The 14,332-nt window shown below is 43.6% G+C and carries 16 protein-coding genes; 6 read left to right on the plus strand and 10 right to left on the minus strand.

The window, feature by feature from the left end:
* Nucleotides 1-92: 92 nt before the first annotated feature.
* Nucleotides 93-2,063, minus strand: a complete 1,971-nt coding sequence (locus KYJ26_RS09365) for a S9 family peptidase (protein WP_219167008.1) — start codon at nucleotides 2,061-2,063, stop codon at nucleotides 93-95.
* A gap of 205 nt (nucleotides 2,064-2,268) precedes the next feature.
* Here KYJ26_RS09365 and KYJ26_RS09370 point away from each other — a divergent pair, with 205 nt between their 5' ends.
* Nucleotides 2,269-2,658 (plus strand): YhjD family protein, encoded by a 390-nt coding sequence (locus KYJ26_RS09370; protein WP_219167009.1) that lies wholly within the window; start codon nucleotides 2,269-2,271, stop codon nucleotides 2,656-2,658.
* A gap of 8 nt (nucleotides 2,659-2,666) precedes the next feature.
* Here the strand turns inward: KYJ26_RS09370 and KYJ26_RS09375 are convergent, their stop codons facing one another.
* Nucleotides 2,667-3,236 carry a competence protein ComK gene (locus KYJ26_RS09375; protein WP_219167010.1) on the minus strand — a complete coding sequence of 190 codons (570 nt, stop codon included), beginning with the start codon at nucleotides 3,234-3,236 and terminating at the stop codon, nucleotides 2,667-2,669.
* A 196-nt stretch (nucleotides 3,237-3,432) separates the two neighbouring features.
* Here KYJ26_RS09375 and KYJ26_RS09380 point away from each other — a divergent pair, with 196 nt between their 5' ends.
* Together KYJ26_RS09380 and KYJ26_RS09385 are read left to right on the plus strand one after the other, a co-directional pair.
* On the plus strand, nucleotides 3,433-3,672 hold the full coding sequence (locus KYJ26_RS09380; RefSeq protein WP_219167011.1) for an IDEAL domain-containing protein: 240 nt from the start codon (nucleotides 3,433-3,435) through the stop codon (nucleotides 3,670-3,672).
* Nucleotides 3,673-3,774: 102 nt separating this feature from the next.
* Entirely contained in the window at nucleotides 3,775-4,473 is a 699-nt protein-coding gene (locus tag KYJ26_RS09385; RefSeq protein ID WP_257474955.1) for a DUF421 domain-containing protein, read from the plus strand.
* A gap of 34 nt (nucleotides 4,474-4,507) precedes the next feature.
* Here the strand turns inward: KYJ26_RS09385 and KYJ26_RS09390 are convergent, their stop codons facing one another.
* From KYJ26_RS09390 to KYJ26_RS09405, 4 genes are all read right to left on the minus strand, one after another.
* Nucleotides 4,508-4,828, minus strand: a complete 321-nt coding sequence (locus KYJ26_RS09390; protein WP_219167012.1) for a hypothetical protein — start codon at nucleotides 4,826-4,828, stop codon at nucleotides 4,508-4,510.
* Between the two features lie 199 nt (nucleotides 4,829-5,027).
* Entirely contained in the window at nucleotides 5,028-6,299 is a 1,272-nt protein-coding gene (locus KYJ26_RS09395; protein ID WP_219167013.1) for a M48 family metallopeptidase, read from the minus strand.
* A 286-nt stretch (nucleotides 6,300-6,585) separates the two neighbouring features.
* On the minus strand, nucleotides 6,586-6,897 hold the full coding sequence (locus KYJ26_RS09400; RefSeq protein WP_219167014.1) for an AzlD domain-containing protein: 312 nt from the start codon (nucleotides 6,895-6,897) through the stop codon (nucleotides 6,586-6,588).
* Nucleotides 6,890-7,612, minus strand: coding sequence for an AzlC family ABC transporter permease (locus KYJ26_RS09405; RefSeq protein ID WP_219167015.1), 723 nt, complete (start codon nucleotides 7,610-7,612; stop codon nucleotides 6,890-6,892). The genes KYJ26_RS09400 and KYJ26_RS09405 overlap by 8 nt, the downstream gene beginning before the upstream one ends.
* Before the next feature lie 103 nt (nucleotides 7,613-7,715).
* Here KYJ26_RS09405 and KYJ26_RS09410 point away from each other — a divergent pair, with 103 nt between their 5' ends.
* Both KYJ26_RS09410 and KYJ26_RS09415 read left to right on the plus strand, forming a co-directional pair.
* On the plus strand, nucleotides 7,716-8,273 hold the full coding sequence (locus KYJ26_RS09410; protein ID WP_219167016.1) for a helix-turn-helix domain-containing protein: 558 nt from the start codon (nucleotides 7,716-7,718) through the stop codon (nucleotides 8,271-8,273).
* Between the two features lie 134 nt (nucleotides 8,274-8,407).
* Nucleotides 8,408-9,463: a CotH kinase family protein gene (locus KYJ26_RS09415; protein ID WP_219167017.1), complete on the plus strand. Its 1,056-nt coding sequence runs from the start codon at nucleotides 8,408-8,410 to the stop codon at nucleotides 9,461-9,463.
* Between the two features lie 36 nt (nucleotides 9,464-9,499).
* Here the strand turns inward: KYJ26_RS09415 and KYJ26_RS09420 are convergent, their stop codons facing one another.
* From KYJ26_RS09420 to KYJ26_RS09435, 4 genes are all read right to left on the minus strand, one after another.
* Entirely contained in the window at nucleotides 9,500-10,750 is a 1,251-nt protein-coding gene (locus tag KYJ26_RS09420; RefSeq protein WP_219167018.1) for a YeeE/YedE family protein, read from the minus strand.
* A gap of 123 nt (nucleotides 10,751-10,873) precedes the next feature.
* Nucleotides 10,874-11,776, minus strand: a complete 903-nt coding sequence (locus tag KYJ26_RS09425; protein WP_219167019.1) for an AEC family transporter — start codon at nucleotides 11,774-11,776, stop codon at nucleotides 10,874-10,876.
* 101 nt (nucleotides 11,777-11,877) lie between these two features.
* Nucleotides 11,878-12,810: a zinc-binding dehydrogenase gene (locus tag KYJ26_RS09430; protein WP_219167020.1), complete on the minus strand. Its 933-nt coding sequence runs from the start codon at nucleotides 12,808-12,810 to the stop codon at nucleotides 11,878-11,880.
* A 267-nt stretch (nucleotides 12,811-13,077) separates the two neighbouring features.
* A complete protein-coding gene (locus KYJ26_RS09435) occupies nucleotides 13,078-13,854 on the minus strand; it encodes an enoyl-CoA hydratase-related protein (protein WP_219167021.1) in 777 nt (258 codons plus the stop codon).
* A 152-nt stretch (nucleotides 13,855-14,006) separates the two neighbouring features.
* Between KYJ26_RS09435 and KYJ26_RS09440 the strand changes: the two genes are divergently transcribed.
* A complete protein-coding gene (locus KYJ26_RS09440) occupies nucleotides 14,007-14,315 on the plus strand; it encodes a hypothetical protein (RefSeq protein WP_219167022.1) in 309 nt (102 codons plus the stop codon).
* Nucleotides 14,316-14,332 lie beyond the last annotated feature (17 nt).

Consider the following 14,332-nt stretch of genomic DNA (forward strand, 5'->3'; position numbering starts at 1 on the left):
GATCGACTTATTCCAATTATCGACCCTCCTCTCCGCCTTCCTTCAGCCAAAAAAAACTGCCATCCCGAGACGGATGGCAGTTCTCCCTTTGTCTATAAATATTTATCAAACCAATCGACAATCTCCTGTAACCGGGCTTCCCGCAAGGATGGCTTTCCAGTCCGGGACAGATGATGGTTGGATTCCGGGAAACGAACGAATCTAGCCTCTTTTTTCTCCCGCTTTAATGCTATGAAAAGCTGTTCAGCCTGCTCGATCGGGCAGCGGTAGTCATTTTCGCTGTGAAGAATCAATAGAGGTGTGTTCATATTCTTCACGTAAGCGAGTGGTGAGTGCTTCCAGAGGGTTTCAATATCGCCAAGATCACTTTGGATCTGCCACTCAGAGAAATAGTAACCGATATCACTGACTCCGTAAAAGCTGATCCAGTTACTGATGGAACGCTGGGTCACTGCCGCTTTAAATCTGTCGCTGTGACCGATGATCCAGTTGGTCATGAAGCCACCATAGCTTCCACCGGTTACGCCCAGGCGATTTTCATCAATGAAAGGATATTCCTCCAGGGCATAATCCACTGCTCGCATGATATCTTCGTAATCTCCTCCTCCGTAGTCACCCCTCACAGCATCGACGAACTCCTGGCCATAGCCATGACTGCCACGTGGATTAACATATAAGACAACATACCCGCTGTTCGAGAGCACCTGAAATTCATGAAAGAACGTATTCCCGTACATCGTATGCGGGCCGCCATGTATTTCAACGATCAGCGGATATTTCTTTCCTTCCTCAAATCCTGCCGGTTTCATGATCCAGCCTTGTACCGGCCAATCATTCGCCCCTCGGAACATGAAAGATTCCGGAGATGACACGTCACGGTCTGCCAGCCAAACTCCGTTCACATCGGTGACTTTGGTCAGCTCTCCTGTCGGTACGTGGAGCGTATACAATTCACCGGGCTCTGCCGGTTTGCTCATTGAAAGCAGGATGGTTTGGCGATCTGAATCCAAGTCGAACCCATAGACGTGCTGCTCTTCCTGTAAGAGTGCAGGATAGATTGCTCCTTCTTTATGTGCATAATAAAGGATCGTATTTCCCGCATCGGATGCCAGGAAATAAAAGCTTTCATTGTCATTTGACCACTTGATTCCCGTTTGGGCCGTGCCCTGGATGCTATCGCTATTAAGATAATCCCCTACAGGAACGTCCATCCCTTCTGTCAGGCAAACGGAGTGCCCCGTTGAAATCTCATGAATCCATATCTTATTGTGCGTAGCGTTCTCATATTCACGATTATGGCCTATATAGGCCAGATGCCTGCAGTCCGGGGACCAGCTTGCTTCTCCGTAGTATCCCGGCTCCCCATTGATCTGCTTATACTCTTTTGTTTCAAGGTGAAAAATATATAAATCGGACTGAAAGGAGAAATCCCTGTCCTCATTCTTGTCTGTTGAAAAGGCAAGATAGTTTCCATCCGGGGACCATGAGTGAAGGGTATAATCATTTTCATCATCGGTGACTCTTCTCACTTCCTTCGTCCCCAGGTCCACAACTGCTATTTGAGCATAACGGTCATCATCAAAACCGCGATCATCACTTTTGTATTTCATACTGGTTGTAGCGAATGGTTTTAGCTTTTCCTCTTTGACTCTCTTTAGATCGGATGCCTCCCCTTTCTCTAATCGAATGGAAAGGGCAATTCTCCCCCCGCAAGGAGACCAGACGGGACTTGAAACCCCATTCGGACAGTTTGTGACCGCCTCTGCCTCCCCGCCATTCCGACTAAGCAGATAAAGCTGATTGACTCCGGACCGATTGGAGATGAAAGCGATACTCCTGCCATCAGGTGACCATCTCGGTGATGAAATTTTCTGTTCGCCAAATGTCCATTGACGGGTGGACTGATCTTTCAAAATGATGCTATGTAAGGAGGAAAAATATTCATTTTCTTCTTCATCCAGGATGGTTTGGACAAAGACAGCCTCTTCCCCACTTGGAGAAAGCCTTGGATCGGATACGGCCTTTAATTCATAAAGATCTTTTATTGTAACCCCTGTCTTCATGATTTTGCACCTTCCTTTCTATCTGTATTTTTTATTAATTCGACACTGACAACCTTTTCCCTTCACGGATAAAAACCTGCATTCCCCTTCATAATAGAAACAAATTCAAATTCTACAACTTTCCCTATTGAAAGTAAATTGAAATCAACGTAAAATAAAATCACGAACGTATGTTCTGTATAAAAATGAAAAGGAGTCTTTTCATATGACAAGAATCCCGGAGAACGATCGGAATATTTTGGAACAGGCGATCTATCTGCCCATGGTACTGACGATTTTGAATCGTGACCTGCAAATCGTCGACAGCAGTCCCTTTAAATTAAAACGTCCGTATTTAGAGATGATCGAGGAGACGATGAAGGTCATTCAAGGAGAACTCGCCCACGTTAAGAAATATATGAGGACAAATAAGATGAAGGTTGAACGTATGCAATCGGATGATGCATTCACGATGTATATGTTTCTGTATAAGGGATATGAAGAACACCATAATTATTTCAATCCACGCCTTCGTAACCGGGTCGAGGACTTGATGAGACACTATTTGTACCGCCGATTCACAGAATCAAAGACTGATACAACAAAAGAAGCGTGATGCTCTGCTCACGCGTCGGTTTTGTGGATATGTCGATTCAAATAAAATGTCTTTACATGATTCGTTTCGGTCTGGACCTTAGTGTTATATTTACTCTCCATTTCTGCGATTCGCTGTGTGTAGGCAATTCGTAAATCCGAGGTGCGGAGCATTTGATTTTCAAAGGAACTGTATGAAATGGGAACCGTGCAGGATTCATTGTTTTGAAGGAAGATCCGTGTTGATCCATTTGTCAATCGCTCATATCCCCGGACATGGGAGTGGGAGATCCAGGCACATTCCTGCTTCACTGGAGATGATGTTGGGAATAGATAAATGAACATATCAGGATTAACCATGATGGGGGCTTTGTAGATGATACCCGTAAGTTTTTTCGTTCCTTCTTTCCTGCCTTCATAAGAGCAGCCAAAGAATTCGCAGCTTTTCTTCAGGATATCAAAAGGCTTGAACGGAGAGATCAATACGTCATCTACCTCTATTATTTTCGTAAATGTCCTGGCACCGTACTCCATAGGCTGAAGGATCATCGTATGGGGATTTACTTCATATTCTTCTATAATTCGAGATTTTTCTCTCATAACATCGCCTCCATTTACATTTTTCTCCAAAATGATACCACAAATTTCGAGGGTTGTCTTCTATATTTTTAAAAATTCTGAAATTAGTTAACCGCCATCATTATATGAATAAAAAATTATCTGAATATTTAATTTTTTAGTTGAATTTTTAATACTTACACCATATACTAATAAAAAGAATTCAGGGGTGAGGTATATGGAAAGCAAAAAGTCCTATACAGAAATGATGAAAGCCGCCGCCGCCATTAACCGGAAGAAATCCGCTGAAAGAAGCGTAATGGAAATTTATATCGATATGGTGCTGCATGAAAGCATCCTTATGACACAAAAAACCAAACTCCTAACCGACATTGATGCCGCCCTGGATACTAAAGATAAAGTACTGTTCATGAAATTGTCTAAAGAATTAAATGAATTGAACATAAGCTGCGGATAATCATAAATGGCTGACTCCACTATCGAGTCAGCCATTCCCATTTTAATGGACGGGCCATTTATACCTCTCTATGCATGACTTCTTCTCGATTGGTGAAACCTAATGGTTAACTTGAATACGATGGAGCGAATCACCTTGATCCTACTAATAAAAGTTTTGGTCCTTTATTTGATCACCATTGCGGCAATGAGGCTGATGGGAAAATCAACAATCGTACAAATGACACCTTATGATCTCGTGGCCATCATCATTGTGGGGACGATTGCCTCTGAGCCATTGATCTCTACAAAGTTCTGGCCAACCATTGCAGCCCTCGTCTTTCTTGTAGGGCTTCACGTACTTTTCTCGTTTATGACGTTAAGTCAATGGGGGAACCGCTTCTTCCTTGGAGAACCGACTTTACTGATTAAAAACGGGGAAATATTAGAAGATAACCTGGAGAAATCCAAGATCTCACTCATTCAATTAACATCCATCCTCAGATCCCAAGGGTACCCTAAAATATCAGACGTGGATTATGCGATGCTCGAACCCATCGGAGAAGTGAGCATCATTCCTAAAGTAGAGAATACCCCGGTTACCGTAGAGCATCTTAACTTAACGATCGACGACGAAGGGTTGCCGATTTCCGTCATTGTGGATGGTAAGATCCAAATAAGGAACCTGAGACTACTGGGAAAATCGAAAGAATGGTTGGAAACTCAACTAACCAACTCAAATCTCCACCATAAAGATGTCATTTTCGCCTATATGACGGAAAAAGCAAAAAACCTGGTCATCAGCAAAAGAGAAAAGGCCTAGACAAGGCCTTTTCTCTTCATGCTCGCTTCAAGGTTCAATAAAAAAAATTCCCGTAAGCTTTTACCGTTAAATAGAGTGCAACCAAGGTATAGATAAAGGCTGTCCAGAATGAAATTGAATGATAAAATTTCTTCTTTTTCTCTTTGATCATGTGTTGGAACCTTTGAAACCTATAACCATCTCCGTTTATATAGATGATAATCAACGTGACCATGATTCCAATCAGTAATGACCATTCCATAATCGGGCGACCCGTTTCAAGGTAACCAAAAAGTGGTAAACCCATTAACACAAGCATAGTGAAAACAATCTTGCTAAACACCAACAACAGTTTTTGGTTTATGATTACTTCCATCCCAAACCGCCTCTCCATCCGATTTTTTTAAAGAACCCAACTCCAATTAGTATTACTTATTTTACCATAATAGTAATAATTTAGCGATAAATAATTTATTTAGTCTTTCTATTCTCACGGTAGATATGGTCGAGGTAGCCTTTCCCTATTCATTCAAATAGATAAAAAAACCAAGTCAATTTAGACTTGGTTTTTTTATTTACTCTTCTTTCTTTTCCGCTTCATATTCCTCAAGCATGGAAAGGCGCTCAAGCATGGTCGGATGTCCGTATCGGAAGATCTTCACCAGAAGAGGCGGATTCACTTGGGATAATCCGACCTTTGATAACTTCTGGAAGGACGAAATGGCTGCTTCCTTTTCACCGGTCATTTCGATGGCATATCGATCTGCCCTCGTTTCCTGGTAACGTGAAATCCAGTTGCTGAGAGGACTGATCGTGAACAATAGCATAGATGTAATCATTAAGAATAATGGTAAAGAGCTTAGGTTCGAGACCTTTGATACTTTGAGATTATCTTTATGGTTTGCCACAATTCCCCTCATCAGCTTGGACGTCAGGAACAGACCGAAAAAGGATAAAACGAGATAAATCCCGATGCCTATATAGATATGCTTCTCTACGTAATGAGCCATTTCATGGGCCATGACAAAGAGGATTTCTTCATCTGTCAATTTATCCAGGGTCGTATCCCAAAGGACGATCCTTGAATTCGATCCAACACCGGTAACGTAGGCGTTCAGTGAGTTGGTCTTTGCCGACATATCGACTTCAAACACATGGTCTGCAGGAATATCCGCCCTGTCTGCAAGAGTCAGGATCTGTTCTTCCAACGCTTTATCCTTCAAAGGATAAAAGTCATTGTACAGAGGATCGATCAGGACAGGCTGAACGAACATCATGAAAATCGTGAACGGGACGGATAAAGCCCAGGCAGCGAGCCACCAGCGCTCTTTAAACCGTTTCATCAGGGCATACAGGACCGATACAATGATGAACATGAGAAGATAATTCACCCAGAAGTCCGTTATTTCATCTTTCATCCACATTGAAAACGTCTGAGTGGAAATGTTGTAGCTCTTTGAAATCTTATACGAAATATACTGCAATGGAAAAATCGCAACAAAAGAAGCGATCGATAGCCAGAACAAGTAAATGGCCGTTTGAAGGAACCCATTCTTCACGGTCCCCCTCGCCCATTTCTCAAACAGCCGTGATACCCCGAGTATCAGTATCAAGAAATAAAATAGCCATTCATATGGAGTGGAAAGAAAGAACAAAAGATTCTTGATCTTTGAAAAATCCTCACTCAACATGATTTCTTTATTATTCATGAAAGTGGCTGGATCCGCACTACTTCCCTTATACATTTCGGGTAAAGTGGAATCTGCCAGGAAAAATAAGTATACATATAAAAATAAGCCTAATAGCATATATGCCAGTATCGACCTCAGCGCCCATTTTCTAGCCAACATACTTCCTCCCTTCTAGTCTTCATTACTATATGTAATACCCTGTCCAAAGTTTTAGAACCTAAACACGGACGGTGAGTGAAATGGTGCTGTTCGTGCGTGGAAAATCGTTTGACTGCCGTTCTGGTGGGTACGTGCCACATATTCAACTTCTTTGCCATATCTTCATTATATCTACCGAATTAACATTTTATCGGCCATTTTTATTATTTATCTGCAGCTCTACAAAATAGGACGACCATGCTCAAGAAAAAAAGCCACGATTCAAATCGTGACCAATAATCTTTTACATTAAGAGAACTGAATACAAAGACAAAACAGAAATCGCCCCGATCACCACAAGGATGACGTTTGCTCCCAAAAAAGCGATCCCAAAGGCAGCCACCGTTCCTACCACTCCAAATAGGAGATTTCCTTCCTGAATCAACAAAATGCTCGGAAAGATCAGCGCACCCAATACGGCGAATGGGACATTTCGCAAAACCCCTTGAAGAAATGGAGGAAGTTCTTTCCCTTTAAACACGATGAAAGGAAGCATTCTCGGGATGTAGGTGACAATGGCCATCCCCAGGATCATCCATACAATCGCACTATTCATCCGCTCTTCCTCCTCTCTTCATCATGTCCACTACCTCCACGATAACGGCTGAAACAATCGTAGCTGTCACGATCGACCATCCGTTTGAAAGATTAGTGGTAAACAGGAGGATGCTATTCAGAGCACCCGCCACCACGGCCAAAAACGTGACCTTGACACTTTTTTTCATGGAAGGAACGAGCAGCCCGACAAACATGGCGTACAGAGCGATCGTCATACTGGCCTGAAGGAATTCCGGCAGAATTTCCCCGATGAAATATCCTACCCCCGAGTTCACGACCCAGCTCCCGTAAGAAATGAGCATGACTCCAACGGCAAACCCCGTCCGTACCTTCCCCTCTTTGACACTGATCACCGTAAACGTTTCATCCGTGATACCAAACGCATAGAAAAGCTTTTTAAACAAACGGTCTTCCTCAAGCTTCTCACTTAACGATGCAGACATGAGAAAGTGACGAATATTGACGATGAACGTGGTCAGAATGATCTCGATGATTCCGGTGCCGACCGCAATCAAACTCAATGATATGTACTGAGCGGCACCAGCAAACACGAGCATACTCATCATGACCGTTTCCGTAACGGTCAGTCCGGTTGTACGTGCCAATAAACCAAACGTAAGGGCCACCGGCATGTATCCAATGGCTATACTAAGACCGCCCTGCAGGCCAAGGCGAAAATCACTCACTTTTTTTGTAGAAAGAAGTGCCTCCATCCTCTCACATCCTTTATAATAGAAGTCATTACTGTTTTAATTTTTTGATAATTTATTATATTATACATATAGACGTTATAGTATACAAGAGGAGTTTTTGAGTATGGAACATTTCCCGATTCAAATTGGCGACAACATTAGGAAAATACGAAGAGAGCGGGGATTCAGCCTTGAACAGATGGCTGAACGAACCGGAGTAAGTAAGGCTATGATCGGTCAAATTGAACGAGGCGACTCAAACCCAACGGTTGCGATACTCTGGAAAATTGCCAATGGCTTGAAGGTTTCCTTCTCTTCCCTGATTGAAAAGCCGAGCAATCAAGTCTCCATTATTCACTATGAAGACGTACAACCTGTACTTGAAGATGACGGCAATTATATCGTATATCCCATCTTCCCATTCGATCCATTAAAAAAATGGGAAAGCTACCGGGTGGAGATGAAGCCTGGATGCGCCTATCGGAATGAAGGACATTCGAAAGGTGTAGAAGAATACATCACTGTCCTATCGGGAAGCATCATCCTGAAGTTAGCTGAAGAAAAGTATGTATTACCGGCAGGTAGCTCGATACGCTTTGCAGCCGACTCGGGTCATGAATATACCAATGAGTCGGATCAAGAGGCAATATGCCAGATGGTCATTTATTATGGGGAGGGATAATGGACGGTCATAAAAGCTGTCACGGTGTGGGGTTCCACACCGTGACAGCTTTTTCTCTGTTCATTTCGTGGCAAATTGTGCAACAGGCCAATATACTATTACATCATTAATAAAATGGAGAGGAGAAAATGGCCATGACTCCTTCCTTACCTTCGTTTGACCTCCAATTCCTACGTTCAGATCTAATGGAATTGGAACGCGATGCAAGGAGTAACTCACCTGTCCCGGCACGGCTGGTAATAGAAGACACTACGTATGACATCGATATCCGATACCGGGGTTCCTATACACGGCAATTGAAAAAAAAATCCTTTCATATAGAATTCAGAAGACCAGGGGAATGGGCCGGATCTTCAGAAGTCCATCTGAATGCTGAATTATTCGATCCCTCCCACTTCAGAAATAAACTCTCCCTGGATTTCATAAGGGATTTGGGGATTCACACTCCAAATAGTCAGCACACACTCCTAACCCAGAATGGGGAACCCCTTGGTTTATACCTTCAGCTCGAGTCGGTGGATGATAGGTATTTAAATAAGAGGAATCTCCCACCCGGGACGATTTATTATGCTGTCAGTGACAAGGCGAATTTTTCCACCAAGAGAAAAAGGGGGCTTACATCAGGGTATCAGCGGAAACTTGGGAAAATGCAGGATGATCATCATCTCATCCATTTCATCAGGAGCATCAACTCAACTCCTTATGAGATACCGAGACTCTTAAACATTGAAAACTATTTAAGGTGGCTTGCTGGGGCGGTTTGCACAATGAATAATGATGGATTCACCCATAATTACGCGTTGTATCTCAACAGCGAGGATCACCTCTTTTCCATCATTCCGTGGGATTATGATGCCACATTTGGACGAAGAGTGAATGGGGACGTTATGGAATGGGATTACGTGCCCATCACGGGGAAAACGAAAAACAAACTAACTGCGCAGCTGATGAAACGATCCCGATACAGGAAACTTTATAAGGATATATTGGAAGAGATTCTCGAGACGAAATTTAATATGGACTACTTTGAAAACAAGGTGATGGATTTCCATTCTTCCCTGCGGCCATATATTCTGATGGATCCTCACCTTCATAACGATATAGATTCATATGACAGAGAGCCTGCCTTCATCTTTCAGTTCATTGAAGATCGTGGGAATTTCCTGAAAAGTGAATTAAAGAAACTCTAACAAAAAATACTGCGTGGGTTACCCCCACGCAGTGAATTAACAGAATGTATCTTTTGGTTTAGGGACAGACAAGCCGAACAAAGGACGTAGATATAGGGCAAGGAACGTACCAAGAAGGGCAAGGATTCCCCAAATGTAACCGTGCAGGCTGAAGGAAGCAATTCCCCCGAAGTAAGCACCAATATTACATCCGAATGCCAATCGGGCACCGTAGCCCATCAAAAGTCCTCCAATGACGGATGCAGCAGCATTCTTTCCAGTGATCTTATTGAAACGAAACAATCCGCCTGCAGCAGAAGCAAGAAAGGCTCCAAGAATGACACCAAAATTCAATACGGTGGTGGAATCAGAAAAGATGGAAGCTTGTAAAGCCTCTGCATTGGCACCGGACCAATAACCCCAGCTGGCAACATCCACCCCGAACATGCCGGCAACCTTTGATCCCCAAAGAGCAAAGGCAGAAGTGATTCCCCACGGATTCCCCCTCGTCATGAGCGTGAGGGCATTTAATACTGCGAGAACAATCGCAGCGGTGATAAGTGGCCAGGCTCCGCGAAAGATCCGCTTCCACCCTTTAGATGAAGGAAGCTTTGCCATGCGTGGGGGATTCTTCTTCTTTTCGATCCGAAGGGTAACCCAGGCAACCAGACCAAAGAACAGCATGGAAACGGCCCAGGCCCCGAAATAGCCCAGTCCTGTGGAAGTCGCTAATGAGACCGGCTTAAAGGAAGGTAGCTCCTCTGTCCAAAATGGAAGATGAGCCGCCCCCACCGTTGCCCCCACGATAAAAAATAAGAGTGTGATGAACATGACGGAACGTCCCCCGCCAATCGCGTATAGGGTTCCTGAAGCACACCCTCCCCCGAGTTGCATGCCGACCCCGAACAGAAAGGCACCTACAATCAAGCTGATACCGACTGGTGAAACATAGCCGGTCGCTTCTCCACCAAAAAATGTGTACCCAGTTGCGAGGATTGGTGCAAACAAGGTAACGGCAACGGCCAGCATCAGCATATGGGACCGCATAGCCTGTCCGTTACCTACAGACATCACCCTCCTGAAAGCGGAGGTGAACCCGAATCTCGCATGAAATAATGTATATCCTAACAGAAGGCCAAGAACGAGTAGCACGGCTTGAGCCAAATCTTGTGTAGAGAGCAGATATAGACCAAGAACCGCTGTAACGAAGATCCCCCCTGCCACCAGTCTGGTCTGTGGCGGGTTCAATTCAGTGCTCGCTTTGTCAGGACCTTTTTGTTCATTAATAGGTTGAACGTAGCCAGTCATAACAAATCCTCCTTAATCATATTGATTTTGTTGGAATTTATTTTACAATACTAATAGATTCTCTGCTTTCTGTCAAAACATGAGCTTCCATAAGAAAAACCGCTTGAGACAGCGGTTTTTCTTTTATGACATAAGTGCCAGCATGATAGGAATCGTCACGATACTCAGAATGGTGGTGACTAATGTACTTGCTGAGACCAGATCAGGCTCTGTATTGAACTGGAGGGAAAACATCGTCGTATTCGCAGCAGTCGGCATGCTGGCCAGGATGATGAGGATCGAACCCAGTGTCGGTGAGATCGGCATCAGGGAAACAATAAACCAAGCAATAATGGGTGAAGCCACCATTCTCATGATTACTACGAATGATAACGCGCTTCTCTCCACTTTTTTACCTCCAAGTGTAGCCAGTTGCATCCCAAGAACCACCATGATGGTAGGAATAGTGGCTTGTGCAATGAGATCAATCGTTTGATTCAGAAATAACGGAACGTGGATGTGCAAAACCTGGAGGGCAAGCCCGATAAACGCACCATGAAGAATCGGCATTTTAATAATCTTCATCCAGATATCCTTTGATTCCCTCGCTTTGTCACTTCCGCTGACCGCATAGTACAGGCCAATCGTATTCATGAGGAACGACTGAATCACCATCATGATGACCGCATAGCGAAAGCCGATCTCCCCAAACCCGAACAGGATGATAGGTACCCCATAATTACCGGAATTCATGAAAACCCCTGAGAGGATCATGGCAGAAGCTTTTGATTTGGGATACTTCCGGGTCACGGCCGTTATTTTAATAGAAAGAATCAATACTACACAAAGACCGATACAAAAAAGAAAGATATATACATAGTCCATATTCAACTCATTTTCGTAAAAAGTCTTAAATGCTAAAAATGGATTCATTAAATAAATCGCCATTTTTGATATCGAGTTGATCTCGAATCCCAGCATCTTTTGGCCGATGAACCCTACGAGAAAGACTAGTAAAGCAGGTAAAACGATTAATATTACGTCCATATATGTCACCACAATCTATTAAAATGAAAGAAGGCTTGACTGGTAAAGTCAAACCTAAGTGTATCATATGTATAGTAATCAAGTTCTTAGTCAATGTCAGGCTATGCATAATTCACCAGAACTTTAATGGGGTGAATCCTGCCTGTACTCAGTTCCTCAAAACACTCCGGCAAACCTTTAAAAGATACCGTATGCTCAAACAGCCTGCTCAAACCCGAATCCTTATTCTTAATCTGATTAAAATACCATTTTGCGTGCCTCTGGTAATCCCAGCCATCACTGGAACCTACAATCTTAAGCTCTTTACGGTAGAAGTCTGGTTGCATTTGAAACGTATCCTTATTTCCATCGGATAATATACACATTTCACCATCATGCTTCAGCGCCTTTTGCAGTGTCTTGAATGCCTTATTGAAACCCGAGCACTCAAATCCATAATCATAGAAATCACCCGGGCAGTCACTTTGATCTTTATAGACGGTTTTCGCACCCAGCTTTCTTGCTAATTCACCTCTGGAACTGTGGGGTTCTACCATATCAATGTGACGAACATTCACATACTCTTTCAGATAGAAGACCGTCAATAGCCCCATCGTTCCGGAACCTGCCACCAGCACTCGATCGTTCTCTTTCGGATTCAATTTGAGGACACCCTTTGCTGCATCACATGATAATATCACGAGCAACGCGTCTAGATGATGGATACCCATTGGAACGAAGATGGCTTTGCTTTCTTTCACGATTCCGTAATCCTTATGTCCGTAAAATGCTACAGCCCGGTCACCGACGTTAAACCCCTCGACTGCTTCCCCAGTTGCTATCACTTCCCCATAGCTTTCATAACCGGTTTCTTTCGGATAGGAGGGCGCGTGATCAGTGGGATCCGTTTCATTATATTGAGGTAATTCAGCCCCGGTGCTGATGGCTCCTGCCACAGTTTTAATAAGAATCTCATCTTCTTTTAATGGCGGTATTGTTTTGGTTGCCCAGTATAGTGTCTTTTTGGCTTTTAATTGCAGTGATATTTGTATCATGTCGTATTCCTTTCATTCCTATTTCGCATTCATTTTATAAGGATGTGTATCAAATCGTCTGTAAGGATAATTGCAATAAAATAGCTTTTCATTAACAATAATCCCTTGAAAAATCTATGGTGAGAGTTTTATTTTCAAAAATGATTTCCCTCCAGCTTCCCTCATAAAAAAGACCCGCCACCGAGCCAAACAGCTCCACCAGCAGATCTTTGACATGCAAAAGAACATCAATAACTCATTGCTCTAGCAGTAAAGAAATATTCCTTATTATTTCCCTTTGAACTCCGGTTTCCTCTTCTCACTGAATGCCAATAACGCTTCCACCCGATCTTCGGTTGGGATTGTGATTTCGTATGCTTTTCGTTCAATCTGCAACCCTGTCTGCAGGTCCACATTCATCCCATTCTTCACGGCAAACTTCGCCTGTTGCAGGGCAATCGGCCCGTTCGAAAGCATCGGTTCCACGAATGTATGAACCTCTCCCAAGAAATTCTCTTTTTCTACTACCTTTGTAACAAGTCCGATGTCCAATGCTTCTTCTGAAGTTAAGCGTTTAGCCGTCAGGATCAGCTCCAGTGCTTTGGATTCACCGACCAATCGCGGAAGTCGTTGAGTTCCTCCTGCTCCCGGGATGATGGCAAGGCTTGTTTCTGTAAGTCCCATTGTGGTACCTGCTACAGCGATTCTGAAGTCGCATGCCAGGGCAAGTTCCATCCCTCCACCGAATGCATAACCGTTCATGGCAGCGATGGTAGGTTGTGGAAGGGTAGCGACAGATTGAAAGACTTCACCGATCTTGTAAACGTTGCGGATGACCTGCTGTTCCGTCAAGGTTTTTCGTTCCTTAAGATCCGCCCCTACTGAAAAAGCTTTTTCCCCACTCCCTGTAAAGATGACGACCCGGACGTCCGGATTGATGCGGAGCGCTTCGACTACCTGCTGTAGCTCATTCAGTGTATCGTAATTAAAGGCGTTCATTGCATCCGGTCGATTGATGGTAACCGTTGCCACGTTGCCCTTTTGTTCTAGTAAGATGGATTCCATATGTGTTCTCCCCTTTGTATAAGTGTTTCCTCATTATGTATGATTCGACACAAACCGAGAAAACCCTTTCATTTTTTAAAAGGTCTGAACACTTCTACCGTGAATGCATAGACTATTCGTGACATCCACCCAAAAAGGAGTTGTAAGATAGTATGTATCATCCTTATAATCAATACCCTTACTTTCAACATCAACAGATGAGCCAAAACCAAATCGTTCATCCTTACTACCGAGAAACGAAAAGCCTTCCGGACCAATGGGTTGACTATATCCAGCCACTCGTGACCCGTGCCTTATCGGAAGTGGAAGAAGGCATCAACCTGACCCACCTTTTCCAGGAATTCATCTTGTCTGGTGTATTGGTCGGTCAGGGATTCACTCCTGAACAGGCGATCGAGCAGGTCGAGACGTGGGAAAAAGGTGAATCCAAGCTGTTGCAGGCCAGTAAAGCCATGAAATGAAATAAGAAGATGCTCAA

The organism is Rossellomorea orangium, from assembly GCF_019334305.1.
Classification (GTDB): domain Bacteria; phylum Bacillota; class Bacilli; order Bacillales; family Bacillaceae_B; genus Rossellomorea.

What these genes read in the sequence shown, in the direction of transcription:
- KYJ26_RS09375 (WP_219167010.1), bottom strand. Translation starts at nt 3,236, where the DNA reads ATGAGAGAAAAATCTCGAATTATAGAAGAATATGAAGTAAATCCCCAT.
- KYJ26_RS09380 (WP_219167011.1), top strand. Translation starts at nt 3,433, where the DNA reads ATGGAAAGCAAAAAGTCCTATACAGAAATGATGAAAGCCGCCGCCGCC.
- KYJ26_RS09415 (WP_219167017.1), top strand. Translation starts at nt 8,408, where the DNA reads ATGACTCCTTCCTTACCTTCGTTTGACCTCCAATTCCTACGTTCAGAT.
- KYJ26_RS09365 (WP_219167008.1), bottom strand. Translation starts at nt 2,063, where the DNA reads ATGAAGACAGGGGTTACAATAAAAGATCTTTATGAATTAAAGGCCGTA.
- KYJ26_RS09385 (WP_257474955.1), top strand. Translation starts at nt 3,775, where the DNA reads ATGGTTAACTTGAATACGATGGAGCGAATCACCTTGATCCTACTAATA.
- KYJ26_RS09435 (WP_219167021.1), bottom strand. Translation starts at nt 13,854, where the DNA reads ATGGAATCCATCTTACTAGAACAAAAGGGCAACGTGGCAACGGTTACC.
- KYJ26_RS09400 (WP_219167014.1), bottom strand. Translation starts at nt 6,897, where the DNA reads ATGAATAGTGCGATTGTATGGATGATCCTGGGGATGGCCATTGTCACC.
- KYJ26_RS09430 (WP_219167020.1), bottom strand. Translation starts at nt 12,810, where the DNA reads ATGATACAAATATCACTGCAATTAAAAGCCAAAAAGACACTATACTGG.
- KYJ26_RS09420 (WP_219167018.1), bottom strand. Translation starts at nt 10,750, where the DNA reads ATGACTGGCTACGTTCAACCTATTAATGAACAAAAAGGTCCTGACAAA.
- KYJ26_RS09370 (WP_219167009.1), top strand. Translation starts at nt 2,269, where the DNA reads ATGACAAGAATCCCGGAGAACGATCGGAATATTTTGGAACAGGCGATC.
- KYJ26_RS09405 (WP_219167015.1), bottom strand. Translation starts at nt 7,612, where the DNA reads ATGGAGGCACTTCTTTCTACAAAAAAAGTGAGTGATTTTCGCCTTGGC.
- KYJ26_RS09390 (WP_219167012.1), bottom strand. Translation starts at nt 4,828, where the DNA reads ATGGAAGTAATCATAAACCAAAAACTGTTGTTGGTGTTTAGCAAGATT.
- KYJ26_RS09425 (WP_219167019.1), bottom strand. Translation starts at nt 11,776, where the DNA reads ATGGACGTAATATTAATCGTTTTACCTGCTTTACTAGTCTTTCTCGTA.
- KYJ26_RS09410 (WP_219167016.1), top strand. Translation starts at nt 7,716, where the DNA reads ATGGAACATTTCCCGATTCAAATTGGCGACAACATTAGGAAAATACGA.
- KYJ26_RS09440 (WP_219167022.1), top strand. Translation starts at nt 14,007, where the DNA reads ATGTATCATCCTTATAATCAATACCCTTACTTTCAACATCAACAGATG.